The following is a 26,884-nucleotide window of genomic DNA, read 5'->3' on the forward strand; positions in this document are numbered from 1 at the left end:
TCGTCGGTGCGGTGATGGCGCAGTTCGTCGAACCGGGAACCTCCGGGGCGAAAATCCTCGGTATGGTGATGTTTGCTGGCGGTGTCATCCTCTCCGCCGATGGAGTCTGGCAAACGCTTTTCCAAGGTACAGCCATATTTCCCTGGTTTGAGCGCCGTTGGATTGGCTGGTATGGTTGGCTGATACTGCCCTTTAATCCCCTATTTTGGCTGTCCATCGTCATTTCCTGGTGCATCCAACAAGCCGAAGCCAAAACCCTGCGGGGCAAGCGCCCAGACATTGCCAAAACCGAGTATGAAGCCAGCACCCAATACAACTTACCAGCCAAACCCACCGCCAAAATTGATTTAGCCAAAGCCTTGTGGGGCGATTACAAAAGGGCGGGCATGCGAGATCGCAATTCCGGTGGACTGATTGCCCTGCTCATCTGGCTGCTGGATTTTGTCACCACCTTTTACAGCCGCAATCCCTTTGGTTTTACCGACCCCGGACAGGTGGTAGCTTGTATCATCTATAACTTCGCCACCATGATGGCAGGAGAAATTGGCTGGAACTTGTGGAAACACAGCAAACGGTAGAACCCAAATATACCAAGTTTTTGCCGCAACAACCCCACCCTCAACCAGCAGGTTGACCTAACAATTCGCAATTCGCAAGTCGTAATTCGCAATTGAAAATGCGAATTGTGGATTGCTAACTGATTAATTGCCTTGTGGGTACAAGCCCCCACTATCCCGCAGGTTGGTGGTATCGCTCTTTGTGGTGGGTTCAAGCCCCCACTAATTGTCTTAATTGCGTTAGCGTAGCTCCTCGCGGAGCGAGGCATTACGAACTGCGAATTGGTTTGATGGAAGGAGAGAGACCCTTGGATTTACTACCGCATGATACGTCCCCCACCGACACCCCCAAACCCCAGCCACCCCCAGCGCCCTTACCAACCCTGACCACGAGAGAAACCGCACGGCTGCGGGACAATTACCCCAGCATCGAACACCTGGAAGCGGGCAATGTCGCCTCCTGGCTGGTGGAACGGCAAGACCAGCTTCTCTGCCGTGCCGGACGGGGCAGAGCTGAAATGAACCTTGCCAAACTGGTGACAATGGCAGGCACGACCATTGGTGCGATTTGCTACGCCACCAGCCCCCTAGCCCCCATCGGTGCCCTTCTGGCAGGAGTTGGTTATGTGTGGGCTGTGGGACAAGATTTGAACGACTCCCACCAGTTCGCCCCCATTCCCTTTGTACGCGGTAATTTCTTGGAATTTTTGGCGGCAATGGGAGACAGCGAAGCTCGCGCCGAGTGGTTCGCCCAGAAAAACGAACTTGCTGACCTGATATTCCATCTGGATTTGTACGAACGCTATGAATTCGTGATGCTGCGGGAATTCAACGGTCATCTCAGTGCCTATCTTGACCAGGTGGAGACAGGAAAACGGTTTTATGCCTATCGCTGGCTGCTCGACCGTTACATCGATTACAAGGGGGCATTGCCCGACCAGCAAAGTTTACAACACCACCTTGCCTCCGTTGCCCTTGACCCACGGGTCAATTACCAAACTGTAGGGGCGTTGATGGCGCAGCAAGTACAGCTTATGCCGTCGTGCGTGGAGCCGCGTACCATCTCCCTCGCCGTACCGCCTACCGTGGCATTGACCCCTCCCACCAGCCAGGAGCCTACGGGAGAATTCCTAGAAACAACAGCGACGGAAGAACCTCTGAGAACCACTGGAGAATCCCTAGAAACAACCAAAAGACCTCTGGAAACCACCGGACCTATCTCCCCCGTTCCGTCCCTGCCCAAAGATGCTGAAAAGCTTGATGCGACTCTCCCCCCCAACCTCTCAACTTTTCAAAATAACGTTCCAGAGGTGACGAGGATAGCGAACAATCCTCCCACCGTTCACCCCTTGGCTACGAAAGCCGTCCCCCCCGTTCCATCTCCACGTCTTGACGGCGATGCCCTGCGGACATTGCCCTTAGACCAACGTGCCGAACGGGTGATTGCCCTCCTGCACCAAGCAGGGTTTGACCTAGCCAAATGTGTAGACCGACAAATTACCGCCATTTGTGGCAATCAACGGGGTGGTAAGGGAACCCTGATGGCAATCCTGGCAATTCTCTCCTGTGCCCTGTCCCCCAGTCTGAGGGTGCATTACTTTACCGCCGGGACAGATGTCTATCCCTTCCTCTGCGATCGCCTTATCTGTGCCACCAACTTCCCCGGTCAGGAGGAACCAGATAAAGCCGTTGCTGCCGCCCTGTACCGTTATCTGCGGGAGATGGATAAAGCCTCGGTGGGGGCTTATGCCGACCGTATTCTCGTCATCGATGAGGCGTTAGCGCTGTCAGATTCCCTGGAGGCAGAACAGAAACAATGGATGATTCGTTTTCTCCTATCCCGCGCCAGCAAAAAAGGATGCCAGATTTTTATCGTTCTGCACGGCAACAATTTAACCTCCTGGGTGGGGACGGGTAACACCAGTGGTCTTAGCAGCACCTTTAAAGCCGATGTCACGTTTATTGGCTGCGAAGCCACCTCGAAAAAAGTGGGCGCACTGCGTTCCATTGCCCTGGCGACGGGAACCTACTTCCTGGCAGACCCGGAAAACTTCGCCACCCCAGTCAAAGGCGGTGATATTGGCACGATTCCCGCTTGGCTGAAGACTGAAATCAACCCCTACACCGGGCAGCCCGACCCCGCTCGTACTCTGCTGACCTTGTTTCCCGAATTGCAGAACGACCACTATACTGCCCCTGGGACTGTCCCAACCCCGGATTCCCTCAGTACCCACGAACGGGAGGAACTCCAGCAAGCCATCACCAAAGTGTCTGCCACCAAGCTGCCAGAAACACCTGTGGAACAACCTTTAACCCCCCAGACACGGGAGATTTACACCTACATCCGCGAACGTGGTGGCGAAATGGAAGCCCTAACTATTGCTAAAAACAAGGGATTACCTATCGCTACGGTGCGTGACCTGCTGCGCCAGTTGATTGCGAGCGAAAAAGGCGAACCTTGGGGGAGCGATGGTATTCGCCTGCTGTAGTTCTTCGCGAATTCTCTCTCGGCAAGCAAAGGGGAGATTTGGGGTATTCTCGGTGTGTTTGTACCAACGCCGAGAATCGCTGAAACCCAGCCGAATCAATCCCGACAGCGTTCTCTGCTAACCGAGAATCCCGAAAAATACCCCTGAAGAAGGGAAATTTTCTCTGGTGTTGGGGTACAGACACGCCATCCCCCTGCCTCTGGCATCGTCAGTACCAACAGAAAACGGTTCAAAACACAGCAGGGAGATAAAAACCTTATGGCATCGGTACGGCACGCCGCATACGGGTAGAAACCTTACGGCATCCCGCCTTGACCCACGACAGTCTACGGCAGGGCATATCCGGTTGCATTCGCCACGGAGAGAGACATGGCGGTAAGTATCTCCGGCAACCAACCCATTTCAGTCCCTGCCAGGTTGCAGCCGCCGACGTTGGGTACACGACCTTGACACACAAGCATAGGAAGGTGACAGCGATGAAGAGAATCAACCCAGCAGAAATGACCGCCAACACCCTGGGGATATTGTGCGCGATTGCCTCCGGCAGTGCGCTCCGCGCGATCGCCATTCTGGGCGGTGAACCATTCCTCATCCTGGGAAACTTTGGCACTGCCATTATGACTATGGGCAAGCCTATGGGGAAATTTTCTCCCTTGCGGAATACACCCTTAGGGGTAGAGCCAGGGACTTTGCCCAGACTTCAGGAATCACAGCCTTTGAATTCTACCTAGGACATATTTTTGTAAAAATAATCATACTCCCTGAAAAGTAGAGCCTCTCAGGGAGTATGATGACGGAAGACCGTTATGTATCCGTAGTGATATTTAATTGTCTGAATTAATGATGTGCAGGATTGCCTAGGTTTGCAGACTGAAATCAATCCCGCTCTCAAATGGCTTCCGGCTTTATAGAGTGCTTGCAACATTCTTTAGCCTTACGCCTACCAACCCACAAACCAAAAAAAGGAGGTGAAACGACAAAATACGTGTTACGACGCTCGAACTGGATGTTAGAAGCAAAACGCTGACAACAGCAGCAACAGAGCGATGACAACAGAATATGTGTTCAGACCACTTTGGTGGGGTTTCAGAACAGACAACTTGGCAGTGAAACTGTCAGGCTGACCCATTCCTGTTCTTAAGCCTATCACATTCTGTGGTCACTGTCTCTGCTGCCAGATAGAAAAATTTGGAATTTTTTATCATGAATGCAGAAAGGTGCCATCTCGACAACGATTTTCCCAAGCTCCGCTTACTTCCCCAAGACCAGATTGGCAGACGTTTCACCGAATACTTCAGCCATGGCTGGCATTTTATCTACGCGCCCCTGCCATCTCCAGGCGAAAAACCCCAGTGGCGCACCGAACTCCGCTATCCCCTAGAACCCCGTAACCTGTGGTCGCGGTACAAAGATAACAATTTGTTACTAGGACTGCGATTCGACGAATACACCCGCTACCTGCTGCTGGACATAGACTCCCACAGCGCCAACCACCCCGATAACAACCCGCAGCACTACCAACAAATCCGCTATCTCCTGGAAGAAGAACTAGGGCTGTGTCGTAGCGTTTGCGTACGTTCCAGCGACAGCCATGGTATCCATCTGTATTATTTTCTGCCCCATCCCGTCCACTGTTTCCGCCTAGCCGCCGCCGTCCGCCAAGTCCTAGAAACAGCAGGCTACTACGTGCGCGGTGGGCAACTGGAAATATTCCCCAACACCAAACCCTACGGCGAAACCGTCATCACCGACTACAACGCCCACCGTCTGCCCCTCCAGTCAGGCTCTTTCCTCCTCGACGACGACTTCCAACCCATCTCCAACTCCGTCGCAACCCTACTCAACTGGGCAGACCAGACCGCCAGCGCCCAGGACATGGAAACCCTGACAGCCGCGCTCGCCCATACACCCAAAACCTACCAGCCGCGCCAACCCCACCGCCCCCAGTCCGACGACAACCAACAATTCCAACAGGATGTAGTGGAGATTCTGCGCCAAGGATGGACAGGGTACGGGCAAACCAACGACATGCTCATCGCCATCGCCAAACACGGCATCATATTTCTAGGACTCTGGGGGCAAGATTTAACCACCTATATTCGAGACACCGCCATCAGTACCCCCGGCTACCGCCAGTGGAGCCGCCACCAACACGAAATCGACAAGCGCTCCCAGGAAGTAGCACGCAGTGCCGAACGATACTATACCCGCCTGCATTCTGGCAAACCGCCCCGAACCAAAACCTATAAGCAGAATTTCTATGGTCGAGAAGAAAGAACAACCAACGTCATTCCCTTCTTACCCCAACAGCAGCTACACGAACAAACCCTGGAACGCATCACCGCCACCGTCGCCATGCTGAAAGCCGAAGGGCAATTTCCTAGTGGTGCTTACTTACGGACAAAAGCGATAAGTAGCAAATCCCTGGAAATGTTTGGCCTTGGAGTCAGTCCCACGACCCTGTACAAAGAGGAGTATAAGCCCCTATGGCATCCAGCCCACGAACAGTCTCCTAGAGTAGAGGGTGTAAACCCTGATGCTACCGTTGAAAAATACCAAAATATACCCGACCCTTGGCCCAAAGAAATCGAACCGCCAAACCCAGTCCTGGCAGGGGATTTCCAAGGTTTACACCATTTGCCCCCTAATGAAGGTATATATACCCTTCCCCTAGCGTTGCCCCCAGCAGTGGATGAAAGCGCAGCTTTTGAACCAGAGTTCCGGACTTTATCGCAAGAGTGCAATTTCCAAAATCATTCACAAGAGGTAAATTCTACAGATTCCACAATTCTTCAAATCCATTCACACTCTGATACAATTTCTTCTGTCTTTAATTCCTGTGATGATAGGGTTTCTGACGGTTTTTCTCCTACAATTCTGAATGATAAGAATTTCCAATACCCCCCTGTAGCCGAGGCGCGTGCCGAAAAATCGGAAATTCCTGATAAGGAGGACTTATCAATTGCGGAAATAGACTTAGCAAGCAAGCCAGAGGACAGGAATCAGAATTCCCTTCTGCCTCCTGCCCTCTGCCTCCTGCCTTCTTCAGAGCCTCTTTCTGCCCATCCCACCTTTCCCCAACGACCTGTTGATGGCAATTTTGCTAGCAATCCCGAAATTACCCAGCCGTTATCTACACCGCCGTCTACGCTACCGTCTACACTGCCACCTGGTTCCCTGCCGTCGTCAGCGACCCCAGGGGTGGCTTTTTCTCCCGAAGATTCCCCTTCTGTGGTTTCCTTCCTGCTGTTCTCCGAGACAACGGTAGTTCTCGATACCACAGCATCAAACCCCATTTACACCCCAGAGCAGCATCGGAAAGCCATTCGCCTGCGCTTGCAAGCTCTACCCCAAGCAAAACGCTGGGTACGGCTATTCTCCAATATCGAGGGCATTTCGTTGCTGCCTAAAGAACGCCAGCAGCTAGAAAAATTCTTGCAGTATCACCTGATGTTGGCATCTCCCTCCACCATCCTCCAGCAGGAAGCAGCGGCTTGGTTTGCCGCCCATGGGGATATCATCGCAGGTGTTCGGGATTTTGAGGTGTTTTGGCAATATTGCCAGCAATTGCTTTAGCCTTGGTGGGAGAGCTACTATAACCGCTCATCCTCGTACATACTTTCTCGGCTAACAGCATAGTTTGATAGGGGAGGGGTATCGTGGCGATGGTTTGTCGCCCATGTTTGAAAAGCCGCTATCCATTCTGTGGTAGTGGTATGGGCAGGGGGCTTCTGTGGAGTATGGTTTTCTGTGGGTGGTGGCTTCTGCATGGTTGTTTATATATTTTGAGGCGCAAATCCCTCTACTGCCTAGCTGTAGCGAACTGGAGAAACCACCCAAAAATTGGCTGCCAACAGGTTAGGATGACGTGGTTGAATTGTCTACAAGGTCACTTAACATATTCAAGCGAACAGGTGGCTTATTCGGAAGCTTAACGGTAATAACGATACTACCGCCCATTGCGTCAATGTAGTTTCGCAGGGTAGAAAGCAACATATCCGATTCTCTTTCCAAGCGTGATACGTTCGACTGGGGCATTTCCAAGTTTTTTGAAATTTCTGCCTGCGTCAGCCCTGCGGCTTTTCGTAGCTCCTGCAAGGTGAGATATTCACCTTCTAATTCTTCCGTCCGAGCCTGTATCCGCTCCTTGCGCTCGTCGGGCAAATTATCCCATATCTTTTGTAAGATTTTCCCTTTGGTCATTGTTTTTCCTCCTGTAACTGCGACAAATGATTGTCAAAGCGGGCATCGGCCTTTTTGATAAGCTGCTTGTAAAATCGTTTTTCACTCGTCCCAGATTTATCACCTGCGACTAGCACAATGGCTTGCCTCTGTGGATCGAAGGCAAAGGCTGCTCGCCACACACCGTCATCTGCTGTAAACCGTAGTTCTTTCATATTTTTATGCTTGGAACCGTTAAGGGTATTGAGCCGAGATGCGCGACGTGAAAGTTGTGCGTAGAGGCAGTAGCCTATTTTACTGAGGAGCCGTCTCCTCCTGAAGTTCCTTCCCTCCAGTCCCCACATAAAAGGGTCACAGACCCCGGTCACATCAGTAGTAAGTAATGAATCTGATGGGGTGCAGACCATGAAAGCCTGACTGTGCGAGAGTGCCGCTCCATCAAAGGCAAGGGGAAGTTTGAGGATGGGTTAGCCTTAAGCAAACCGTTACAAGCATCGTAATTCAATGAAGAGTGAAAGTAGCACCATGCTATCGAGGCACTGACAACACTCTAACCAAAATGGTAAATGAGATGGGTCAACAAAGTATCTCGGTTGTTGACAGTGAAGGACACCACGCTCATCGGTGTATTGACGGAACCCACCCAAACGCAAGCAACACGCACGAAACACGGTAAGCCCCATTAGTTCTTGTGTATCGATGAGAACAACAAGTAGGTCAACCGTAAGGGAGACGGAATTACTGAGGGGGTAAAGGAGATGCGTCTCCTTTTAATGGCAATCTTGTCTACTGGAGTAAAAGAAAATCTCTCCACTACGATGGGGCGACAGCCAAAGCTCTCAAGAAACAAGACCATACTTGCGGACACTGCGGACTTAAGTTCGTAAACGGTGAAGATATACATCTTCATCATTTAGATGGCAATCATGATAACTGGAAGCCTAAAAACCTCCTCGTTATTCATCAATCCTGCCATCATTACATCCACATAAGCAAATAAGTTTGTCGGGAGCCGGATGCACCTAAAGGCGCACGTCCGGTTCTAATTGGGAGGGGCGGAAGATAATACTTCCCCTCGACCTAACTCAATACCGGTTACATGTCTGGCAATTATTTCAGCCAAATTTCCGAAAATCACTTAACACCTTGCGTAGTCAATAGAGCAGTGAACTTGTCAAACGGTTTCTAAATCTAATTAGGTAGGAAAAGCAATGTCTTATCATAAAGTATTACATACAATCGCTCATGGTTCTAGGAAGCAATTGGAAGAAACCCCGTCAGGTACCGGATTAGGACTGGCGGTTGGATTTTTAGGAGGGTGTGCATTAGCACCAGTAGTCGCGCCAACATTGGCTGGGTGGGCAGTATTGATGGGGGCATCTAGTATAGTAGGTGCGCTTGGAGCAGCAAGTATGGGTGTTGTAGGTGCTAGTAGTATCTTAGGTAGCGCAATAGGTACCGCAATTGAAACTGGACTGACGGAGAGAAAGTGACTGGAGTTTAAACTAAGTAGGCAAAGTTGGCATTGAGCCAGGATACGTGTAAAAACCTGCAAGATGACCTGAAAAGGCTTGATTTTTCGCAACAAAAAATCAAGCCTTTTTACTTTAATTAGGATAAGCCTTTTAAGTCATTGCGGAACAAAACGCGGAACATGGAACAGGAAGCCATGCGTTAGGGAACAATATCGCTATTTGGCTTTGCTGTGTTACAGGCGATCGCTCGAACTGGGTGATGATTGTACGGACTTATATCTGGGTATCCGCGCTAACGGCAATCCATCTGGGTATCGATATATGGGGATGATACCAAGCCTTGTGGGAATCGTGACCCGTTAGGGGGATGGGTGGACTATTTTAGACTGGATCGGTATACACTCAAAACGCGATCTAAAAGGGCGTTTCCAGCGATTCTGGGGTGGGTGTACGGGTGTCGTGTGTCCCTGACCTTGCCATCGGGGTGAGCATGGAGAGAGCGGCAATAGCGCCCCGTACCTGGGATGTTTCCACCTCCAGATAATTTTGCAGTTGTTCCAAATTACGATGCCCGGATATCTCCTGGATGATCCGCAGGGGAATTCCGGCGTTGCTCATGATGGTGAGTGCCGTGCGGCGAAAGCTGTGGGTGCTGGCTCCTTCGATATCCGCTTCCAAACACCCCCGACGGAAAATTATTCCCGCAAAATCCACATGCAAATGCCCCTTGCCCCAGCGCCCAGGAAACAGCCAGCCTTCTGCTGTTTTGGCTGGTTTGTATTCTTCCAGAAACCGCCGCAGGTCTTCCAATACGGGGATGGTGCGGGTGGCCAGTTTCCCCTTGGTGTTGCCCTTACGAATAATCATTTCCGGGCGTACCCGCCCCTTGCGATCGTACACGTCGGTGATTTTCAAGGTCACGGCTTCCCGTACCCGACACGCCGTGTACAGCATCACCGCACATAGGACCTTATCCCGCAAGGTGGGTAGCCCGACCGTAAACAAACGCTGGATTTCTTCTTGAGATAAGACCTTGGCTTTCCCGTGTCCGTCGATTTTCACGCCCTGTCGCCTGAAGAGAACAACCTTCTATTATCGCAGGAATGGGGTGTATACCGATATGTTTGTGGGATGTCGAAATGGGTCTTCCAAACGTGAATTATTGAAGCCGTTCTACTTAGTTTCTGAGACAACATGTTGGGGGAAAAGCTTTGCTGACAAGAATTTAAAGGTAATAATGCCAAACTTCGTTTTTGCTATTCCCCCTTTTCGAGGGGACATACAAAAAAACCCTAGATGGAGAATAGGTTAATTGATACGAGTAGCGTGGTGCTAGACATAATTGTCGAGGTGCAAAAAAAGTGATTTGCATAACGCTTGTCCCGACTTAATATTTTATTTAGAAACACCCTCTCAGGCATTAATTCCTTTCTTCCTTCAAAAATGAGCGAACGTACAGTAATTAGCACGATTGAACAGCCATTATATAACCCACATTCCGCACTTCAAAATGTCACACTTTAAGACTTCAATAAATATTACAAATAATGTTTGATATTATTAAGTATTAACACTGCTATTGTCTAGACTTTTGGCGATTGCTATTCAACTACCATTAGCCCAAAATTTGTAATTTTTGCATATTACAAAAAGAAGTGCGGAATCTGGGATATAAATAGGGGCTGCTGAAAAAGTAGGAAAAGGTAATAATAACTCACAAGTTTCTCACATTTAATCTTTAAATTATTCTATGACTTACATAGGGTTTGCTGAAACTTGATCGCACTCAATACACGTCCTGAATCTCAAAAGTGTAGACCGAGTTGGGATAGAAGGAAGACTCGAAATGCTTGTCTTGTAAGGTCGTATCGGTAAAGACCTGGTATTTTTTGTCGGGAATGTCATTACCAGGGCTTGTGGTGGTCTCCCATCGCTCAATGGGCCCGCCTACATGACCAAACGCCGATAGATTATAGTTAATCGTTTGTCCTTCGTTGAAGTTTAGGGTCACAATAGTCAGTTTACAATCTCTTTCGTTGTAAGCAACGACAGTATTGTGATCGTCACTGCCAATAATCCGGCAACCCTGTTTAATATGTCGGCTGAACTGGGAGAAAACAAAATATTTGCGATTCGTCGAACCGATCCGGTTGTCACCAGCATTGGACTGGATTAGCCCCCACGCACCCCCATCAAATGGCTGCCAGTAAATCCAGGCTTCGGGTTGCAAATCGGTCATATCGCGGACGATAGTGTCTGCCATTGACATGCCCGATGCATCTGCATCACCATACTCGGACATCCAAATTTTTTTGCGCCCAACTGCCTGACGCAACGGGATACGTCCGTTTCCTCGATAGGGTTCAAGCCCATAGTATCCATGAACGTCGATCTTAGCGATTTTGTTGTGAGTGTCCTGATCAAAGGCATTCCAAGTACTGAGAGCACTATCCATGTCGTTCTCATCAGATGCAGTGATGCCAACATTTTGTAGCGCAATTTTATCAAGTTCTTCGCGTAGATAACTAATTACTTTCTTTTGGGAGTCATGGTCAAAGCTACAACCTTCTTGCTCTAAGGGATACTTCCACCACCAAGCAGAAGGTTCATTAAATGCTTCAATATAATTGACATTAATCCCCCAATTGTCGCGAGCATATTTGACAACAGTGGCGAGATACTTGGCAAACTGATTATAGTTCCACTCTTGTAGGTTGTTACCACCTGAGCCTCCAGCCGTGCTGTGGTTATTGCACATCCACCACATGGGGGAGACGGAGAAAAACTCAAACAGATTTACACCGCGATCTTTGGCACGTTGCATCATATGGCGCTGATTGGCATCTAACTGCCAGTTCCAACTATTTGAGGCAGGATAGTCGCTGTCCCAGTTCAGCCAGTAGCCTTTGATGTTTTTGAAGCCAGGCATTTGGGGGGAGACCTGCTCAATAGTATTGTCGTTTATGCGCCCGCCGCCGCCACCACCACCAATGTTATAGCGGATGATGTTTATTCCCAGCCCCAAAAGATTTTCTCCTTGCCAAGGCACGGTCTTTGTACTGAAACAAATATCTGCCAACATATCGGCATTGTCTACATTACCAAATTGATTTGCCCACCAGGAAAGTGAGCAACCCCAACCATCGAAAGACTCTGTGCGAATTTCGTTTGGGTTAATGTTAACTGTATAATCAGCCATATTGTTCTCCTCGCTTGAGAAGTAGTCGGACATAGATACATTTCAGCTCGACTTCATTCATTTGCTAGAACCGTTACACTGCAATGGCTCTGATAGACATTGGATTTTCTCTAGACTTTTCAGCATATCAGTCAAACATGGCATATCTGAAAAAGTTTCGCTCCCAGAGTGCGATCCGGGCACTGCCGAAAATGGCTCCAATTGCAAATTGGATAAAGACAAACTCAGAGGATACCTGAACAGCTGAAGGTCACAGTAGCCATCTGAGCATGATGCGAAATTCAGGACTTACCAAATATCCTCTCACTGCAAATTGTTTTTAAATTGATTGCACGCCCTGGATTAGAGAGGCTTATAAGCCATCCTGATATCTCCATGATGGTGGTTGAGCGGCACTAACGATATTCCAGCTCATATTGACCACCAGGTATAGGGAAATAAAGCGGACACCACACATGGTTAAGTTGTATTCTCATCTTCTGACAATAATACGGGCCGTGTGAAGTCGAACCACATATGTCGTCGTAGTATTCCCACGTGGTTATCCACCCATTAATATGATGCATATTCGGAACATAAATTAATCGTGCTGTTTGTCCGGCTTGAATTTGCGACGTATATGTATTTGTCTCCGTGTAAGACCTATTATAAGTTAATTGGAGACTGGCTTTTACGCTCTCAAATATGTCCCAGCTGACTCCCACCTGTGCACTCCACCCGACAGTTACGCCTTGAGAGTGCGCTATCGTGCCTTGCCCTTGAAGCCAGTCTGTAACAGCTACTGCCATGTCCCTACGAAGTTCTTGCGCTTGCCACTGCACTTCGTAAGTATCTTTTCCAGGAATTGACATTTATAACATCCTCCAATAAAAAATCGGTTCTTCGGCTCTTTTTATGGAAAACATGGTTAAAAAGGGTTGAAAGACTTATTGTGTAAGGATTTAGCTTCAAAAAGTATCATAATCACTTTGTAACCCTTGTTCTGTAAGAGTTTTGCTACAACAAATTCTCAATCTCCATAAAACTGCCTGAAGAACCAAAAAATCAAATCTTCTTTAAGTCAAAAAGATGAGCTAGGGCGTGTCATCAGTTGAGACCAATTACAGTAGGGGCAATGTAAATTGCACCCCAAAAGTTGACTTTCTTTACATTAACTGATGACACGCCCTAGCTCTAACGGTGAAAGCCAACGGTTGTTTTGGCGTTATTATGCACTTCAGTGGCTTTGAGTAGAATTCCGTAAATTCACAGATTTTTTGCAGGAAACGGTGGGTCATTGGTTGCGTATGCATACCTGCAAGCGATTATGGGTATAGTTCCACATTTTGACCAAATGTCAATTAGGATTTTCGACTTTCTTGATTTACAGCCTCTTAATCGTCAATTAGCTTGTCCAGATAATCGGTTAATTTAAAGCTCTAAATTTTGGATAAATTAATTCCAAATAAACCTTGGTTATAACAGGGTAAGAGCATCTCAAACCCTATTGACACGGTAGTTTTGGGGTTCACCCAAAGCACAAATAAGTCCAAAATTACTACACTGAACCAAGGGGTGGAATTGACATTTTCGTCTTTATATGGTCAAAAAATATAAAAAGCTATTTAAACCATATTTTTTCAATCATTTACGACCATTCGTCCTATTTAGAACGAAAAATTGATATTTAGATAGAGCTTTAAGCTTTTTGTCTGTATCAAGAGCTACAAAATTAGATGCGCTTACCCTGCTTTGTTATAATTAGTTCTATCTAGTTTCAGCACTGCACAGTAATCACTATCAAAATTGCGATACTGCACAAATTGAAAGCCAATTTTTTGATAAAATGTGACTGCCTAGCTAGCAGAGTTAAGATGCAAAGAAAATAGAAATATTACCTTGTAGTGCATCAGTAAGAACTGACAAGAGATTAAAGCCCTGCTTGGATGCAGTGGAAAGAAAAGAGCGAATATTCGCAAATGAAACAACATTGGAGAAGGAGCGAAAACCACCCGAAATTTTCTGCTTACATTTCATCATCCGCAGGTCTCTTAAATTATTGTTCAATTTATAGGCTGCTGTGGGCTTAAGCGATCGCAAAGAGTTCTAACCCTATTTTTTCGGCTTGCTCGCTCAGTCGTTTGTCGGTGGTTGCAAGGGGAAGGCTCAATTTCTGGGCAATGGCGAGGTAGAAACAATCGTGGAATGGGTGGCGAAGTTCAATGCAGAGACGTACCGCATCATCAAACTGCTCGTCCGTGTCCATCAGGCTGACGGCGTGTTTGTCAAGCATTCTCACCCACCGGGCAATCATAGCGTGTGCTTCCTCAGCCGTAACGCGATCAAGGCGTGCCGCTTTGGCGATGGTGGCGGTAACTTCGTTGCGGAGGATGGAGGGGGCAAGAAGTTTGCGGTTCTGCACGAACAGACTAGCTGCCGCCCCAGATAGAGGTTCCGCCAAAAACCATTTCACCGCAATGCTGGCATCAAGGACAATCATTCCTTTTCATCCCGAATATCGCGGACGAGTCCGTCGGTAAAGCCATCCGGCAGTAGCCCGTATTTTTGCTGCATGGCATCTAGGTGTTGCTGCACTTCTTTGGCAAAATCATTTTGGGGGCGAAGGGCTTGAGCCTGGAGGAGTTGGCGGACGAATCCTTCAAGAGTTTTATATCCTGCTTCTGTAGCTTGGTGCGAAAGTGCTGGTACGACCCAAGGTTCAAGGTTGCGAACCTTGATATTGCCAAGATTAATATTATCCACAGTTTGCATACTTCTGCTTATAGCAATTTTTTGATAACCATGAAAGCCCAAAAATGCATAATGTCTTGTTTTTGAAAAAATAGGGGCGTTGCATAAATGCGGGATGAACTAGAGGCTGAAAGTATTATTATTTCGTCCAAAAATCAGCAAAATCATCCCCTGAATCAGCAACGCCAAAATAGGTATTACTGCGCTAACTGCAAAAGGTAGTATGCCCCCAATACCAAAAACCAGAAATACGAATTGTGGATTTTTTAAAGATTTTATCTCCGAAAAACATATGTTTTTTAGACATGCCGCTTAGTAAAGAAAACGGTCGTTTGTTTTACCAGCTCCCGACCCCCAACCAAAAGACGGTTTTTCGGCTAGCGCACGGGCAAGATACTTGGTAAAACAATCATCGTTAAAAAACGATTGGCAGGAACGAGTTTTGATACTCTTCTAGAGGAGGGGATGATGAAAATTGGCTATGCTCGCGTGTCCACCCTGGAACAAAATACTGACCTGCAACAGGATGCGCTCAAAAGTGCAGGATGCGAAAAGGTCATCGTAGACAAAGTAAGCGGCACCGTGGCGGAACGCCCCGGTCTCGACAAAATCAAAGAGCTACTACGCGACGGCGATACCTTGGTCGTCTGGCGGTTAGATCGGCTGGGACGTTCGCTGCAAGACCTCATCAGTTGGGCTGCTTATCTGGAACAGCGCAGGATTGCGCTCCACAGTCTCCATGAAAACATCGACACCAGCACCTCTACGGGTCGGCTTATCTTTCATATTTTCGGCGCACTGGCGGAATTTGAGCGGAATCTTATCCAAGAGCGCACCCGCGCCGGATTAGCCGCCGCCCGTGCCCGTGGGCGATTAGGCGGACGACGCAAAGCGTTAGATACGGACAAACGGCAGCTTGCCGTTACCCTTTACAACGAGAAGAAAACCCCCATCACCAAAATCTGCGACATGATGGGCATCTCCAAGCCTACCCTCTACAGCTATGTGCGCGAGGCACAAAAGGCAGGAACACCCCCGACGCAGGATAAAAAAACACCTACACCCTAAAATCACCCTAATGCAGGGTGTTCTGTTTAAAGCGTGCGAGCAACTCCGCACGCGACGAGGTGAGCAAGAGATTGACCGTTTCCTCGCCCCAAATCTGCGCTAGCGATGGAATAATAGAAGACAGTTCTTCATCAACATTGCCAAACCGACTCTTAAACACGCAGTGCATGATAAGACCCTGCTGCCCTACCTCCAAGACTCCCCTTACCCAGCCACGCTTGAAAAAGTAGAACCACGCTTCGCTTTCACCTTCATACTGTTTTCACACCCAATCAGGCAGTTCAACAGAATTTTCGAGTGCAATAATCCCCCGCATCTTGAATTATCCTAATGTAGGATGTTCTGCCCGAAGCGGGCGAGTAACTCCTCACGAGACGAGGTGAGCAACAGATTGACCGTTTCATCACCCCATATCTGCGCTAGCGATGGAACGATAGAAGACAATTCTTCATCAACAGCGCCAAAGCGACCTTTGAGCAAGCTGTGGATGATACCCTGCTGCCCCTCTTGAATCCCCTCTTGCCGTCCAATACGCTCGAAGCTGGTCATATAAGGCATTTTCTTCTCCTCCTCAAATTGCAGGATGTCGTCCTGAAACGCCAGAGCCAGGGGTTCTGGCAACTGCATCATCCAATCCAACACTCGAAACAACTCTACGACATTTTGCCGATTATATCCACGTTCGTAAAGGCTTTTGCACAGACGGGATTTCCAATTCTTACGTTCGGCGGCATCTTGCGTTGTTTCCTGGGTTTTGCGGTGCGCCATCACCACCAGCGCAAATGGGTTATCACTAGCTTCCAGCGCTTCCCAGGCATAATCCAGCAGTTTAAGGATGGGGAAGCGCAGCCGCATCTCGCAGCCCCAGCGCCCATAATGATATTCCTGGGGTCGCCACGCTGACTGTTCATCCCCCAGCACCGCCACACTGACTACTTCCCGCTCATAGCGATCGAAGATGCGGTAGTGGTAGGTAAACATCCTTTTGGCAAAGGTGCTATCGGTCTGGCTTTGCACTTCCAGATGCAGCAGTAACCAGGCTTCCGCGCCATCCGCTAGCCAGACCTTGACGAGCTTATCGACAACACGCTTGCCAACTTCGGCATCGCGGACGATGTGCTGGAACTCCTTATCCAAGAACTCATAACCTCGTTCCCAGTCGATGGCCCGGTGCGCTTCTGGCAAGAAGAAAGCCACTGCCTCCTCAAAATAAGTCTCTAGCGCCATTTTCCATGGTTCATCGTAATTCGCCGCAACGTTGGTGTCAGGTTCGGTCATCCAGGTGGCATCCATTTCACGGAAATAGGGACACCTTGTGTACTGGTGTTGCGGGCACAGAGCCAGGAAAAAGCGCTCCTCCTTGCAGGATGGGAACCATGCAAGGAGGAGCATCAACCTAAAACATATCGCGGGGGGTGCGTTCCATCGCACTTCAAGAGTTCGGGTAAAAAATCCGTCCAACCGCACAGAAGCGCGAATTATCGTCCTTAAAAACTGTCCGGTGGTGAGCGGCATCTGTTCTTTTATAAAATCTCTTTTATCGAGGTTTTTGTAAATCTATGAATATTAGTGCAACAAATTTTAGTACTTTTTGCGGTGTTACATTAAGTTTATTGGCTGCTACCATGCCTGTTTTTGCTCAAAATAGTGATATTATGCGAGCGCATTGGAGTGGTAATATCGGTACGGGCACATTTTCTAGTGCTGAAGCTGCTTGTGCTACATATGCAACGCCCCGCAATCCTTTTCGGCGTGTCGAAATGATAACAATGCAAGGAAAAAAATATCCATATCGCGCGCATTGTTTTTATGCTAACTCTCCTGCGAATAAGCCGCGTGTTCTTGATCAACACTGCGAAATTCCGTACAATTATCGATATGTTGGATATGTTGCAGGGGTTTGTTTGCGACGTGACCTAATTAGTAATGTTATAGCTACAGGTGCTAATAACATAAAAGCAACAAATAGTACTGATATTATTGTTGTTATCAATGATGGAAAGGCGACAAACATTACAAATTTTTCTTCCAATGATTGGATTGTCGTATCTAGCAGACAAGGCTATGATATTCTTCCAAATCAGGGTGACATCAGAGGAGATACTGGAACCCCCGTTTCTAGTGGTGGAACAACGCTTCGCGTCAGGGGTACGCCACAAAATACAAATTTAAATTTTGTGGACATTGTGCCGCAAAATTTTCCAAAAAATCGAATCATTGAAATAAAATAAATTGTTTTTGATTTTTTTGATGATTTAGCCTATATCTCACTAGAATACAGGGCTGTTTAGTGCGGAGTAGTTTTTAGCCTCAAAACAAGTCGAACACTAAACAGCCCTGCATTAGAATATTTTTTGGTGAGATTATGAGTACGCTTACGCAATTTCATTTTTTCCCGTTCTTGTTTTTGTGTGCAGGATGCCAATCCGTTCCCCCTGCACATACAACGGACAATCTTTTTACAGAAAAAGATTGTTCTTCTGCGTATTTTGTAGAAGATAAAATACTTTCCGATGATCCGCCTTTGCTGCCAAGTCCAGTGCGAGATTTTAAAAAAGAAGCTTGTCAAGAGGTATATGCCATGCGCCAATATCCAGGCAAAGGCTATATAAGCCCCGAAATGTATAAATTTTACCTTGAGGGCACGGGTGTTCCTAAAGACTACCCAACCGGTATCCAGTATCTTTTTGCCTGCAAAGGAAATTATTCTTCGACATGTTCTTATGACTTGGCTATATACTTTCGTGATGGAAAATACGGACTACCGAAAGATTCCGTTATGGCTTATGTCTATTTTCATGAAGATTATAACAATTTTGAGGCGTATGCAGCGCGCAAAGCCTTGGAAAAAACAATGACAACGGAACAGCGAAAAGAAGCTAAAAATGATATTTGTCGCCGAGTTGGGATTGATGCCGAGCGTGATGGATTTTTTTGCACAAAGTATCTGAAGTACCGCGAATATCGTGAGACGGCATCCCGTATCCAGCGATACATCGATACGCCTCTGCCCCTGAATTTCCGCCCTATGATCCCGTAACTTTGTTTGCCGACCCCATAATCCAAGACCGCCATTGCTTTTATCGCATCCGGTTTCCAGCGCTTAGGCGTATTTGTAAACCGACGACCGCACCCCTCGATCTTGCATAAATACCGCTGATTGACGAGTTTTTCGACAACGCGCTTGCCAACTTCGGCATCGCGGACGATGTGCTGCAACTCTTTGTCGAGAAACTCGTCCCATGCGCTTCGGTCAAGAAGAAAGCCACCGCCTCCTCAAAATACGTCTCTAGCGCCATTTTCCACGGCTCATCGTAATTCGCCGCAATGTTGGTGTCAGGTTCGGTCATCCAGGTAGCATCCATTTCACGGAAATAGGGACACCTTGTGTACTGGTGTTGCGGGCAGAGAGCCAGGGAAAAGCGCTCCTCCTCGCAGGCTGGATACCCTGCAATATCGAGCATCAACCCAAAACATATGTTTTTCGTACATATCTCCCCGCCCCTTGCAAATCCCCCCAAAACCCGCCAAAAAGTATCCGAAAAACAGTGTCGGATTGCAGACATATACGAAAACATGAGAAGGTGGGTTTTTCGGACATGCTGGTAGGTTACATGCGGGTGTCGAGCGATAGCGATCGCCAAACCACCGACTTGCAACGCGATGCTCTGCTGCAAGCCGGGGTCGATGTGCGTCATCTGTTCGAGGACAAGATGAGCGGCGCACGGGACAGTCGCCCTGGCTTAGGAAAAGCCTTGGAGTTTATGCAGTCTGGCGACTGCCTGGTGGTTTGGAAACTGGATCGTCTGGGACGTTCCCTCCCGCACCTTCTCGGTATCATCACGGACTTACAAAAACGAGGGATTGCGTTTCGTTCTCTGACAGAAGAAATGGATACCACCACGCCCCACGGGGAATTGTTATTCAGTATCTTTGGTGCATTGGCGCAATACGAACGGGCACTGGCACGCGAACGTATCATGGCGGGGTTAGAAGCTGCTCAAAAACGAGGGAAACGTGGTGGTAGACCCAGAGCCATTGATGCTGAGAAAAGGGAGGCTATCCTTCAGGCACTGCAAAACGGCACCAGCAAAGCCGCTATCTGTCGAAACTTTGGCGTGAAGCGTTCTACGCTTTATGATACGCTGGGACACGCCAAGCAGCCGTAAATAAGCCTTCCCTAAAAAGCCCTTCCGGCCTAGCTGCTGCTCGCAAATCCTTATCCTGTGTTGCCATAGTTGGTTAGTACCGTTACTGTACAATACAGTAACCGCTCGATACATTATTTGACCGTGACCGATTCCCTTTTTCCCGAACTGACCAGCTATGACGCTTTTCTAAGCACCCTTAAACAGCGCATTCGTACCGCGCAGGTGCGGGCTGCACTTGCTGTTAATAAGGAGTTAGTGCTGCTTTACTGGCAGATTGGCAAGGAGATTTTACAACGCCAGCAGGATGAAGGGTGGGGAACGAAGGTAATTGAGCGTATAGCCAAGGACTTAAAACGGGAATTCCCGGATATAAAGGGTTTCTCCCGGACAAACCTGCTTTATATGCGGGCTTTCGCGGAAGCCTACCCGGATGAGTCATTCGTCCACCAGCTTGGTGGACAAATCCCCTGGCGGCATAATTGCGTTTTGCTGGATCGCGTAAAAGTGCCAGAGCAGAGGGTGTGGTACATCCAACAAACTATTGAAAATGGCTGGAGCCGTGCCATCCTGGAAATGCAGATTGAGAGCCGTCTGTATGAACGCCAGGGTAGTGCAATCACAAATTTTAGCCAGACCTTACCTAAACCCCAATCCGATCTGGCGCAGCAGCTTATCAAAGATCCCTATAATTTTGACTTCCTGACGTTAGGCAAAGAAGCGCAGGAAAGGGATTTGGAGCGAGCGCTCGTGGAGCGTATTCGTGACTTTCTTCTGGAACTGGGAGCGGGATTCTCATTTGTGGGAAGCCAGTATCCTCTTGAGGTCGGCGGACAGGAATACAGGCTTGATCTGCTGTTTTATCACCTCAGGCTACGCTGCTTTGTCATCATTGACCTTAAAATGGTGGAATTTCAGCCGGAATTTTCGGGAAAGATGAACTTTTATGTGTCTGCGGTAAATGCTATTTTGCGGCATCCTGATGATCAGCCTACCATCGGCATCATTCTTTGCAAATCTAAAAACAAGACGGTTGCCGAACTTGCATTGCAAGGGATGACACAACCTATCGGCGTTTCCACGCACAAGATAGGACAAGACTTTCCCGAACAGCTTAAAGGCATCCTGCCTACAGTAGAGCAACTGGAGATGGAACTGGATACAGCAGCCGCTGAACTTGAAAGGCAGAAGCAGAAGAAACTAGAGACCTAACGCAGATTCAACAACCCAGCACGGCTGCTTTTGGAAAAACGGCAATATTATCCTTCCACCGACACTTAATCAGGGTTAAGCTTTAGAGAGACTCTCTGCATAATTGCTCATTTCACACCTTCTTCTATTGCCTTTAATGCATTTGTTTTGTTTAAATTTTTTGCCCAATTTTCTGGGGTTTCTCCAAATTCATCTTTTTCTTTTAAATCTGCGCCATAATCTATCAATATTTTAACTAATAAAGGATTATCGCTTAAAACCGCATTGTGAAGAGGAGTTGCCCCAATATCTCCTTTCGCGTTTATATGTGCTCCACATTCTAAAATAATTATCACATCTTGTATTTCTCCTCTGAGGCAAGCAAGGTGCAAAATAGTATCTTCAGAAGACCCCTTAAAATTTACATCATTAAACATCCCATCTTCAAATAGTAGACTCTCTTTATATTTTTCAAGCAAGGAATGATATTTTCCTGTTAAATGCATGTCTGTGTACATTTCTCATTGTGTTCTTTTTTAAGGTTATCTCGTCTTCTTTTCCATTCATCAATTTTTGTTCTGTGTCTTCCTGGGTTCCACTTTGAATCCCATTCTTCGTACATGCTTATGCAGGTATTAGCGTGGTCAATTTTTCTTGAGAGAGCAGAGCAGTCACTTCCTTGAGGTGGACTATCACAATATCTTTTTGCTCGTTCATATTCAGATTGACGCGCTTGTGATTCCGTATTTTCATTTGGTAGAGCTGGTGCCATGGGGCTAATCCATGGTAATTCCGTTGGTGCAAATCGTGGAAGTGGTAATATGCGGGGTAAAGGCAACGGTAGTGCAACCTGCAAACCCTCAGTATCTATATACTTTACTGGGTTGCCTGCCACATAACCGTACCGATTTAGCCCACCTTGCAACCCAATCGGGTCGTCTTCTAAGTATCGCCCCAAGCCAGGGTCATAGGTGCGCTGGTAGTTATAATGCAGTCCACTTTCGGCATCGAAGGATTGGCCGGGGAATTTTATCCGGTAATTGTTATTCGCTGCCAAAGATTCCCCGAACGGCTGCCAGCGGTAATCGCCTACCACCACCCCTGCTGCGTTCGTGATTTTCTGCGGCGTGCCCAAGTGGTCACTATGAACATAGGATAAGACTCCGTTGCCGCCCACTTCGGCAATTAGAGTATCACCGAGGTAGATATACGATGCCACCACACCACCAGCAGCATTGGTGATGGCGAGTAGTTTCCCATCCATATCATAATGAAATCGCTCCCCTAACGCATTAGAAGCGGTCAGCTTTTGTACCCGTTCGCCTTTGGCGTTGTAGACGTAACGGCTGAGTACCGTGCCGCCCTTAGATACCGCAACGATACGCCCCGCATTGTTGTAGGTGTACACCACATCATCGGCGGTACCACTGCCTTTAGAATCACTGGTGATACTTCCGCTCGCAATATATCCCAAGGTGCGCGAGACACCGTTGTCATTCATGCCCGTCAAGCGGTTGCCGGTGTCGTAGGAATAGGTCTTATTGTTGCTGATGGTGCTACCAGTTTGTTGGCTGGTAAGCCTGTTGCCATTTAAATCATAGGTGTAATATAGAACACCGTACCCGCCAACCCCAGACTGCGTGGCTTGGGTCAGTCTATCCTCTTTATCGTAGACAAATGATTGGTTACGTGCCGCTACCGCGTTGTCGTTGATGGCGGTGATGTTATCAACACCGTTCCATGTTAGCGTCAGATTTTGCACGACGATGGAGGATTTTACGGCACTAATTCGCGTCAATCGATAATCAGTGTCATAAGTATTGCTGTGTACCACCCCGTTGCCAAAGGTCAGACCTTTGAGACCATCGTAGGGAAGCCAGGATACATTTGTCGCCACGTTCACTGCCGCTGTGGCATTGGCTGCTTTCGTTGTCACCCCGGTGATTTGTTCCAGAGTGTTGCGGGTATAGGAAACTGTTTGCCCACCGGGACTGGTCACCGACACAAGGTTGTCCGCCGTGTCGTAGCCATACGTTGTGGTAAACGCCGTGTTTGTCCCTGCCAGTTTCATCACGCGGGTATTCACTAGCACGTTACCACGGGCATCATAAAGAAAATTGGCGTTGCATAATCGCGGTATGAATCATTGAGGAATCGGAACATCCCAAAATCGGAGATAATAAAGTAACAATCGAATTGAATACCTCAGCATTTGTACTGATTTGGAATAACATAGCGTTTTACGATGCAATCGAGCGAGATAGTGGCGCAGTCGGGTGTTTTCCCCCTCAACTCGTGTCATGTAAGTCTTGCTAACAATCTGGTCGCCTTCAGGAATAAAGCCTGGATAGACCAACCATCCATCCGTGACATAAAAATAGCATTGCCAAGTACCCACAATATCCCATAACGGTCGAAAAGTCTCGGCGCTATGGTCGCCCAAAACCCACGCTAAAATACCTTGTTTGAAGTGATTTACTGCTGTCCAAAGCCAGATTTTGTTTTTTTTGAGCCGACGAAAGTTTCTAGCTCATCAAGTTCGCCAACTTCTGGAATTGTCTCTGGATCATAGGTCTCAGGTAGCAGTTCTCCCACAAGTTTTACCCAAGTAATCAATGTTGTGTGATGAACGCCTTTGACCCGTTCGATGGCGCGAAATCCCATACCATTAACGTACATTTTTAGGCATTCCCGCTTCACTTCATCACTGTATCCCTGGGGCGGTTCATAGCGATCAATGAATTGGCGATTACAATCACAACAAATGTGATTTTGTTTACCTCTTTTCTTGCCATTTTTACGGGTGTGAGACGACCCACAACGTGGACATTCCATCAAGTTACACCTCAATTCATACTGCCATTATGCAACGCCAGAAAATTTTGTGTGCCGGATTCGTCGGCAACGGCGGTTAGGCGGCCAACACCTTTGTTGCCGCTCGCCATACTGTCATAGGTATACGTCACGTTTTCGGCCACGTTTGCCGGATACACCACGGTTTTCACGCGATTTAAGGCATCGTAGGTGGTGTTAGTAACTACCCCCCGTGCGTCAGTACGCTGGGTGATGTTTCCCGCAGAATCGCGCACGAAAGTCGTGGTTCCAGTGTCGGGCGACGACTCCGATATTACTTCGCCAAAGCCGTTATACACAAAGCTGGTGGTGATGTTTTTGGCATCTTTCACCGATATTAGGTTGCCTTGGCTATCGTACCCTCGTGTCACCACCCCTCCCAGTGCGTCGGTGACGGTTATCAAACGGTCTAAGGCATCGTAGGCGTTGGTGGTGACATCCCCCAGGGCATCGGTAACGGTTTTAACATTATTGTTTTTGTCCCAGGTATACTTGGTTGTCTGACCGACCGCGCCGATATTTTGCAGCAACCGCCCCAACTCATCAAACGTCGCTGTTTGCATCTTCACAATCCCGCCCGACGAGTTCCTAACCTCCCGCTTCGTAATATTTCCTAGGGCGTTCAGGGTATAAGCTATCTGTTCCCCACTGTTATTGGAGACACTGGTTAGCCGGCGTGCATTGTCGTAGCCATACTGTAAGTACGAACCATTCGGCAGCGTCACCCGACTGATTTCGCCGCTAGGCAAATAGCTAAACGTGGTGGTGGCGGCATTGTCCACCTTGACGCTCGTCAGCCAGCCCCGTTCGTTATAGGTCATGACCGTCACCACGCCATTTGCGTCAGTGATTTGGGTTGGCAGACCACGCCCGTTAAAAGTATTGACCGTCGTGATATGCCCTAACGCATTGGTTATCGTCTGGCGATTGCCCATTGCATCGTAGGCAAAGGTAGTGGTGTCGGGGACATCCGAACGCGGCCCATCCACACTCGCCAGTTCCCCCTTCGCCGTGTAGGTATAGCTCCAGGTGCGTACTTGACCATTGGTCAAACCAAGCGATGTATCTTTTTCGGTGCGATTAATCAGCCAGCCGTTCGCATCATAGGTAAACGTTATCTCCCGTCGGGGTTCGGTGATTTTCACTGGTAAGCGATAGGTAGCGTGCCATTCGGTGGTAACGGTGCGTGCTTCCAACTTGCCCACCGCCTCAGTGCGTTTAGTCTGCAACCCCCGTGCGTTATAAACATACGTCGTCACGTTGCCGTTCCAGCCCGTCACCCTTACAGGCATAGGTTTGCCGTTCACCGAGAAACCACTCTCGTCATAGCCATATCTCTGGTTTGCCCCCTCGCAGTTGGATGATGGCTCCCCAGTCACCGTCTTCATCCGCACATAGCCGCCAGTATAACTGGTCGTTGGGGCGTAAGTCGTTTTCTTGCCCAGGCTGTTGGTCACAGTGCGCTTGCCTGTGACATCATCATAGGCCAGCGTCACCTTGCCCACACCGCCGTTATGCTCGCTCGAAAGCGCCCGACCGCGCTCATCATAGGTAAATGTCGCAAATCGTACCCCGCGCTCGTCGGTTATTCCTGTCACATGCAACGGAAATCTCGCCTTCTCATAGGCATAGCTTACCGATGTTCCATCGGGATAGGTTACGCTCCGCAGACGCTTATTTAGTGTCGATTGATACTTTATATACGATGCGTCCAACGGTATTATCTCAAAGGTATACTGGTAGACCTTGCCGTCGCTGTCGGTCATCGTCGCTAGATATCCACCAGCATAGGTAAACTGTAGCGATCGGCCATAGCTGTCTGTTACCTTCTGGAGCTTGGTATCCGTGCCATAGGTCAGCATCTGCGTATACCCATTACGCTCCTTCACCGACACTAATCGCCCGGTCGGACGCTCATAAGTTTCTACGGTGTCGTTGCTGTCCGTAAGCACATAGCTAGTGTCTGTGCGTATCAAGGTATAGGCGCTGCTGGTATTGTTAAATTCTCGGAACGTATTACTGCCAGGACTCATCGGGGCAAACGGAATGACTTGCCCGTCGGCGCGGTGGGCAATGAGGTCAGGTGTATTGGAAATCACAATCCGTTCCCAGTTGCTGCGCCACCCTTGCCCCAGCATCCATGAATCAAAACGCCCACCACGACTGTTATAATGCCGCTCAAAGGCTAAACGGCGTGGGCTGGCGGTTTCAAAATCCACAACCTTCTCGTACTTATTACCCGTTGCAATCGTCAGTGGATTTCCTGCTGCATCCCCCGCCTGGTTCCCTTTATCTCCAGTGCGGCACTGCTGGCCTAGGTCTTTCCCGGTGCCTCTGAACAGGTACGACAACACGCATACCCCTTCAATCCCACCACTATAGCTGTAATCAATGTCGTTACACTCCGGGCGCACCACATCATACTTCGTTCCCAGCACACCGTTTATCATGTTGCACTTCACCCCGTGTGGCCCTGTCGGCCCGATTCCATTCGGGTAATAGTCCATACTCGTCAACGTCCCGCGCCAAGTCTTTACGTTGTCTTGGCATGCGAGATAGGCGCTCGTGTATACTCCCCCAGCACCAGGCCATAACGCTACCTTAGTCGTTGGTTTCGGTGTCGATTGCGCTCGCACTGATGGGATGAGCAACATCACCCCTAACATCCACCAGGAACACAGCCCTTTACGCATCGGTGTTGCCCCTTTCTATGTGAGGGAGCCTTCCATGCTTTCTTTCAACAAATAATTGTTGCAGGGGATAAAATTCACTTATTTGGTTGCGGCTTTGCATCTTTTGTACCTGCATTAAACCCGCGTGTATCAACATTTGAGGATATCACCTCAACACATAGGGTTTTTACTTAGTGCTGTTTCCTACATAATTCTTTATAAAGGCTGTATTGATCTCAAACTCCCTACTTATATTCCACCACAGATTAGTAACAAGTTAAGGAAAAGCAGGAATTGTCAAGGGTAAAGGAAAAGGCGAT

The 26,884-nt window shown here is 48.3% G+C and carries 23 protein-coding genes and 2 pseudogenes; 12 read left to right on the plus strand and 13 right to left on the minus strand.

The window, feature by feature from the left end; translation table 11 throughout:
* Positions 1 to 14: 14 nt before the first annotated feature.
* From IJ00_RS26615 to IJ00_RS27345, 4 genes are all read left to right on the plus strand, one after another.
* Positions 15 to 578 carry a hypothetical protein gene (locus IJ00_RS26615; RefSeq protein ID WP_238178557.1) on the plus strand — a complete coding sequence of 188 codons (564 nt, stop codon included), beginning with the start codon at positions 15 to 17 and terminating at the stop codon, positions 576 to 578.
* A gap of 1,013 nt (positions 579 to 1,591) precedes the next feature.
* A complete protein-coding gene (locus tag IJ00_RS28585) occupies positions 1,592 to 3,046 on the plus strand; it encodes a hypothetical protein (protein ID WP_168163544.1) in 1,455 nt (484 codons plus the stop codon).
* Between the two features lie 311 nt (positions 3,047 to 3,357).
* Entirely contained in the window at positions 3,358 to 3,777 is a 420-nt protein-coding gene (locus IJ00_RS28590) for a hypothetical protein (RefSeq protein ID WP_144416140.1), read from the plus strand.
* 955 nt (positions 3,778 to 4,732) lie between these two features.
* On the plus strand, positions 4,733 to 6,622 hold the full coding sequence (locus tag IJ00_RS27345; protein ID WP_144416141.1) for a hypothetical protein: 1,890 nt from the start codon (positions 4,733 to 4,735) through the stop codon (positions 6,620 to 6,622).
* A gap of 17 nt (positions 6,623 to 6,639) precedes the next feature.
* On the opposite strand, the gene IJ00_RS29330 is transcribed toward IJ00_RS27345, so the two are convergent.
* From IJ00_RS29330 to IJ00_RS26645, 3 genes are all read right to left on the minus strand, one after another.
* Positions 6,640 to 6,816 (minus strand): hypothetical protein, encoded by a 177-nt coding sequence (locus tag IJ00_RS29330; RefSeq protein WP_168163542.1) that lies wholly within the window; start codon positions 6,814 to 6,816, stop codon positions 6,640 to 6,642.
* Between the two features lie 88 nt (positions 6,817 to 6,904).
* The gene (locus IJ00_RS26640) at positions 6,905 to 7,249 is read right to left on the minus strand and encodes an XRE family transcriptional regulator (protein WP_035159910.1); all 345 of its coding nucleotides are present in this window, start codon (positions 7,247 to 7,249) and stop codon (positions 6,905 to 6,907) included.
* Positions 7,246 to 7,572, minus strand: a complete 327-nt coding sequence (locus IJ00_RS26645) for a type II toxin-antitoxin system RelE/ParE family toxin (protein WP_046815078.1) — start codon at positions 7,570 to 7,572, stop codon at positions 7,246 to 7,248. Before IJ00_RS26645 ends, IJ00_RS26640 begins: the two co-directional genes overlap by 4 nt.
* A gap of 407 nt (positions 7,573 to 7,979) precedes the next feature.
* Between IJ00_RS26645 and IJ00_RS29805 the strand changes: the two are divergent.
* The 3 genes and pseudogenes from IJ00_RS29805 to IJ00_RS29335 all read left to right on the plus strand — a co-directional run.
* Positions 7,980 to 8,294: pseudogene (locus IJ00_RS29805) on the plus strand (HNH endonuclease); the annotation flags it as partial.
* A 145-nt stretch (positions 8,295 to 8,439) separates the two neighbouring features.
* Complete coding sequence (locus IJ00_RS26650; RefSeq protein WP_035159912.1) at positions 8,440 to 8,721, plus strand: hypothetical protein; 282 nt, start codon at positions 8,440 to 8,442, stop codon at positions 8,719 to 8,721.
* A 201-nt stretch (positions 8,722 to 8,922) separates the two neighbouring features.
* Complete coding sequence (locus IJ00_RS29335; RefSeq protein WP_168163545.1) at positions 8,923 to 9,066, plus strand: hypothetical protein; 144 nt, start codon at positions 8,923 to 8,925, stop codon at positions 9,064 to 9,066.
* A 51-nt stretch (positions 9,067 to 9,117) separates the two neighbouring features.
* Here the strand turns inward: IJ00_RS29335 and IJ00_RS26655 are convergent, their stop codons facing one another.
* The 4 genes from IJ00_RS26655 to IJ00_RS26675 form a co-directional block, all read right to left on the minus strand.
* A complete protein-coding gene (locus IJ00_RS26655) occupies positions 9,118 to 9,765 on the minus strand; it encodes a tyrosine-type recombinase/integrase (protein ID WP_035159915.1) in 648 nt (215 codons plus the stop codon).
* Positions 9,766 to 10,489: 724 nt separating this feature from the next.
* Entirely contained in the window at positions 10,490 to 11,902 is a 1,413-nt protein-coding gene (locus IJ00_RS26660; RefSeq protein WP_052754576.1) for a glycoside hydrolase, read from the minus strand.
* A 2,065-nt stretch (positions 11,903 to 13,967) separates the two neighbouring features.
* Positions 13,968 to 14,381, minus strand: a complete 414-nt coding sequence (locus tag IJ00_RS27350) for a type II toxin-antitoxin system VapC family toxin (RefSeq protein WP_052754577.1) — start codon at positions 14,379 to 14,381, stop codon at positions 13,968 to 13,970.
* Positions 14,378 to 14,653: a hypothetical protein gene (locus IJ00_RS26675; protein WP_035159920.1), complete on the minus strand. Its 276-nt coding sequence runs from the start codon at positions 14,651 to 14,653 to the stop codon at positions 14,378 to 14,380. Before IJ00_RS26675 ends, IJ00_RS27350 begins: the two co-directional genes overlap by 4 nt.
* A gap of 447 nt (positions 14,654 to 15,100) precedes the next feature.
* Here IJ00_RS26675 and IJ00_RS26680 point away from each other — a divergent pair, with 447 nt between their 5' ends.
* The gene (locus IJ00_RS26680) at positions 15,101 to 15,700 is read left to right on the plus strand and encodes a recombinase family protein (protein ID WP_046815080.1); all 600 of its coding nucleotides are present in this window, start codon (positions 15,101 to 15,103) and stop codon (positions 15,698 to 15,700) included.
* Between the two features lie 327 nt (positions 15,701 to 16,027).
* Here IJ00_RS26680 and IJ00_RS26685 read toward each other — a convergent pair whose 3' ends face one another.
* Positions 16,028 to 16,993, minus strand: a complete 966-nt coding sequence (locus IJ00_RS26685) for a DUF4351 domain-containing protein (RefSeq protein ID WP_238178558.1) — start codon at positions 16,991 to 16,993, stop codon at positions 16,028 to 16,030.
* A 266-nt stretch (positions 16,994 to 17,259) separates the two neighbouring features.
* Between IJ00_RS26685 and IJ00_RS26690 the strand changes: the two genes are divergently transcribed.
* Both IJ00_RS26690 and IJ00_RS26695 read left to right on the plus strand, forming a co-directional pair.
* Positions 17,260 to 17,931 (plus strand): hypothetical protein, encoded by a 672-nt coding sequence (locus IJ00_RS26690; protein ID WP_035159922.1) that lies wholly within the window; start codon positions 17,260 to 17,262, stop codon positions 17,929 to 17,931.
* 134 nt (positions 17,932 to 18,065) lie between these two features.
* The gene (locus IJ00_RS26695; RefSeq protein WP_035159925.1) at positions 18,066 to 18,740 is read left to right on the plus strand and encodes a hypothetical protein; all 675 of its coding nucleotides are present in this window, start codon (positions 18,066 to 18,068) and stop codon (positions 18,738 to 18,740) included.
* A gap of 40 nt (positions 18,741 to 18,780) precedes the next feature.
* Here IJ00_RS26695 and IJ00_RS26700 read toward each other — a convergent pair whose 3' ends face one another.
* Positions 18,781 to 19,164, minus strand: coding sequence for a hypothetical protein (locus tag IJ00_RS26700; RefSeq protein ID WP_035159927.1), 384 nt, complete (start codon positions 19,162 to 19,164; stop codon positions 18,781 to 18,783).
* 135 nt (positions 19,165 to 19,299) lie between these two features.
* Here IJ00_RS26700 and IJ00_RS26705 point away from each other — a divergent pair, with 135 nt between their 5' ends.
* A complete protein-coding gene (locus IJ00_RS26705; RefSeq protein WP_035159928.1) occupies positions 19,300 to 19,869 on the plus strand; it encodes a recombinase family protein in 570 nt (189 codons plus the stop codon).
* A gap of 123 nt (positions 19,870 to 19,992) precedes the next feature.
* Positions 19,993 to 21,060 (plus strand): YhcG family protein, encoded by a 1,068-nt coding sequence (locus IJ00_RS26710; protein WP_035159930.1) that lies wholly within the window; start codon positions 19,993 to 19,995, stop codon positions 21,058 to 21,060.
* 107 nt (positions 21,061 to 21,167) lie between these two features.
* On the opposite strand, the gene IJ00_RS26715 is transcribed toward IJ00_RS26710, so the two are convergent.
* From IJ00_RS26715 to IJ00_RS26730, 4 genes and pseudogenes are all read right to left on the minus strand, one after another.
* Positions 21,168 to 21,545, minus strand: coding sequence for an ankyrin repeat domain-containing protein (locus IJ00_RS26715; RefSeq protein WP_052754578.1), 378 nt, complete (start codon positions 21,543 to 21,545; stop codon positions 21,168 to 21,170).
* Positions 21,536 to 23,179, minus strand: a complete 1,644-nt coding sequence (locus tag IJ00_RS26720) for an RHS repeat domain-containing protein (RefSeq protein WP_256388872.1) — start codon at positions 23,177 to 23,179, stop codon at positions 21,536 to 21,538. Before IJ00_RS26720 ends, IJ00_RS26715 begins: the two co-directional genes overlap by 10 nt.
* 126 nt (positions 23,180 to 23,305) lie before the next feature.
* Positions 23,306 to 23,874, minus strand: a pseudogene (locus tag IJ00_RS28020) (IS1 family transposase); the annotation flags it as partial.
* Positions 23,875 to 23,885: 11 nt separating this feature from the next.
* Positions 23,886 to 26,342 carry an RHS repeat protein gene (locus IJ00_RS26730; protein ID WP_168163547.1) on the minus strand — a complete coding sequence of 819 codons (2,457 nt, stop codon included), beginning with the start codon at positions 26,340 to 26,342 and terminating at the stop codon, positions 23,886 to 23,888.
* Positions 26,343 to 26,884 lie beyond the last annotated feature (542 nt).

The sequence above is a fragment of the Calothrix sp. 336/3 genome (assembly GCF_000734895.2).
GTDB lineage: Bacteria > Cyanobacteriota > Cyanobacteriia > Cyanobacteriales > Nostocaceae > 336-3.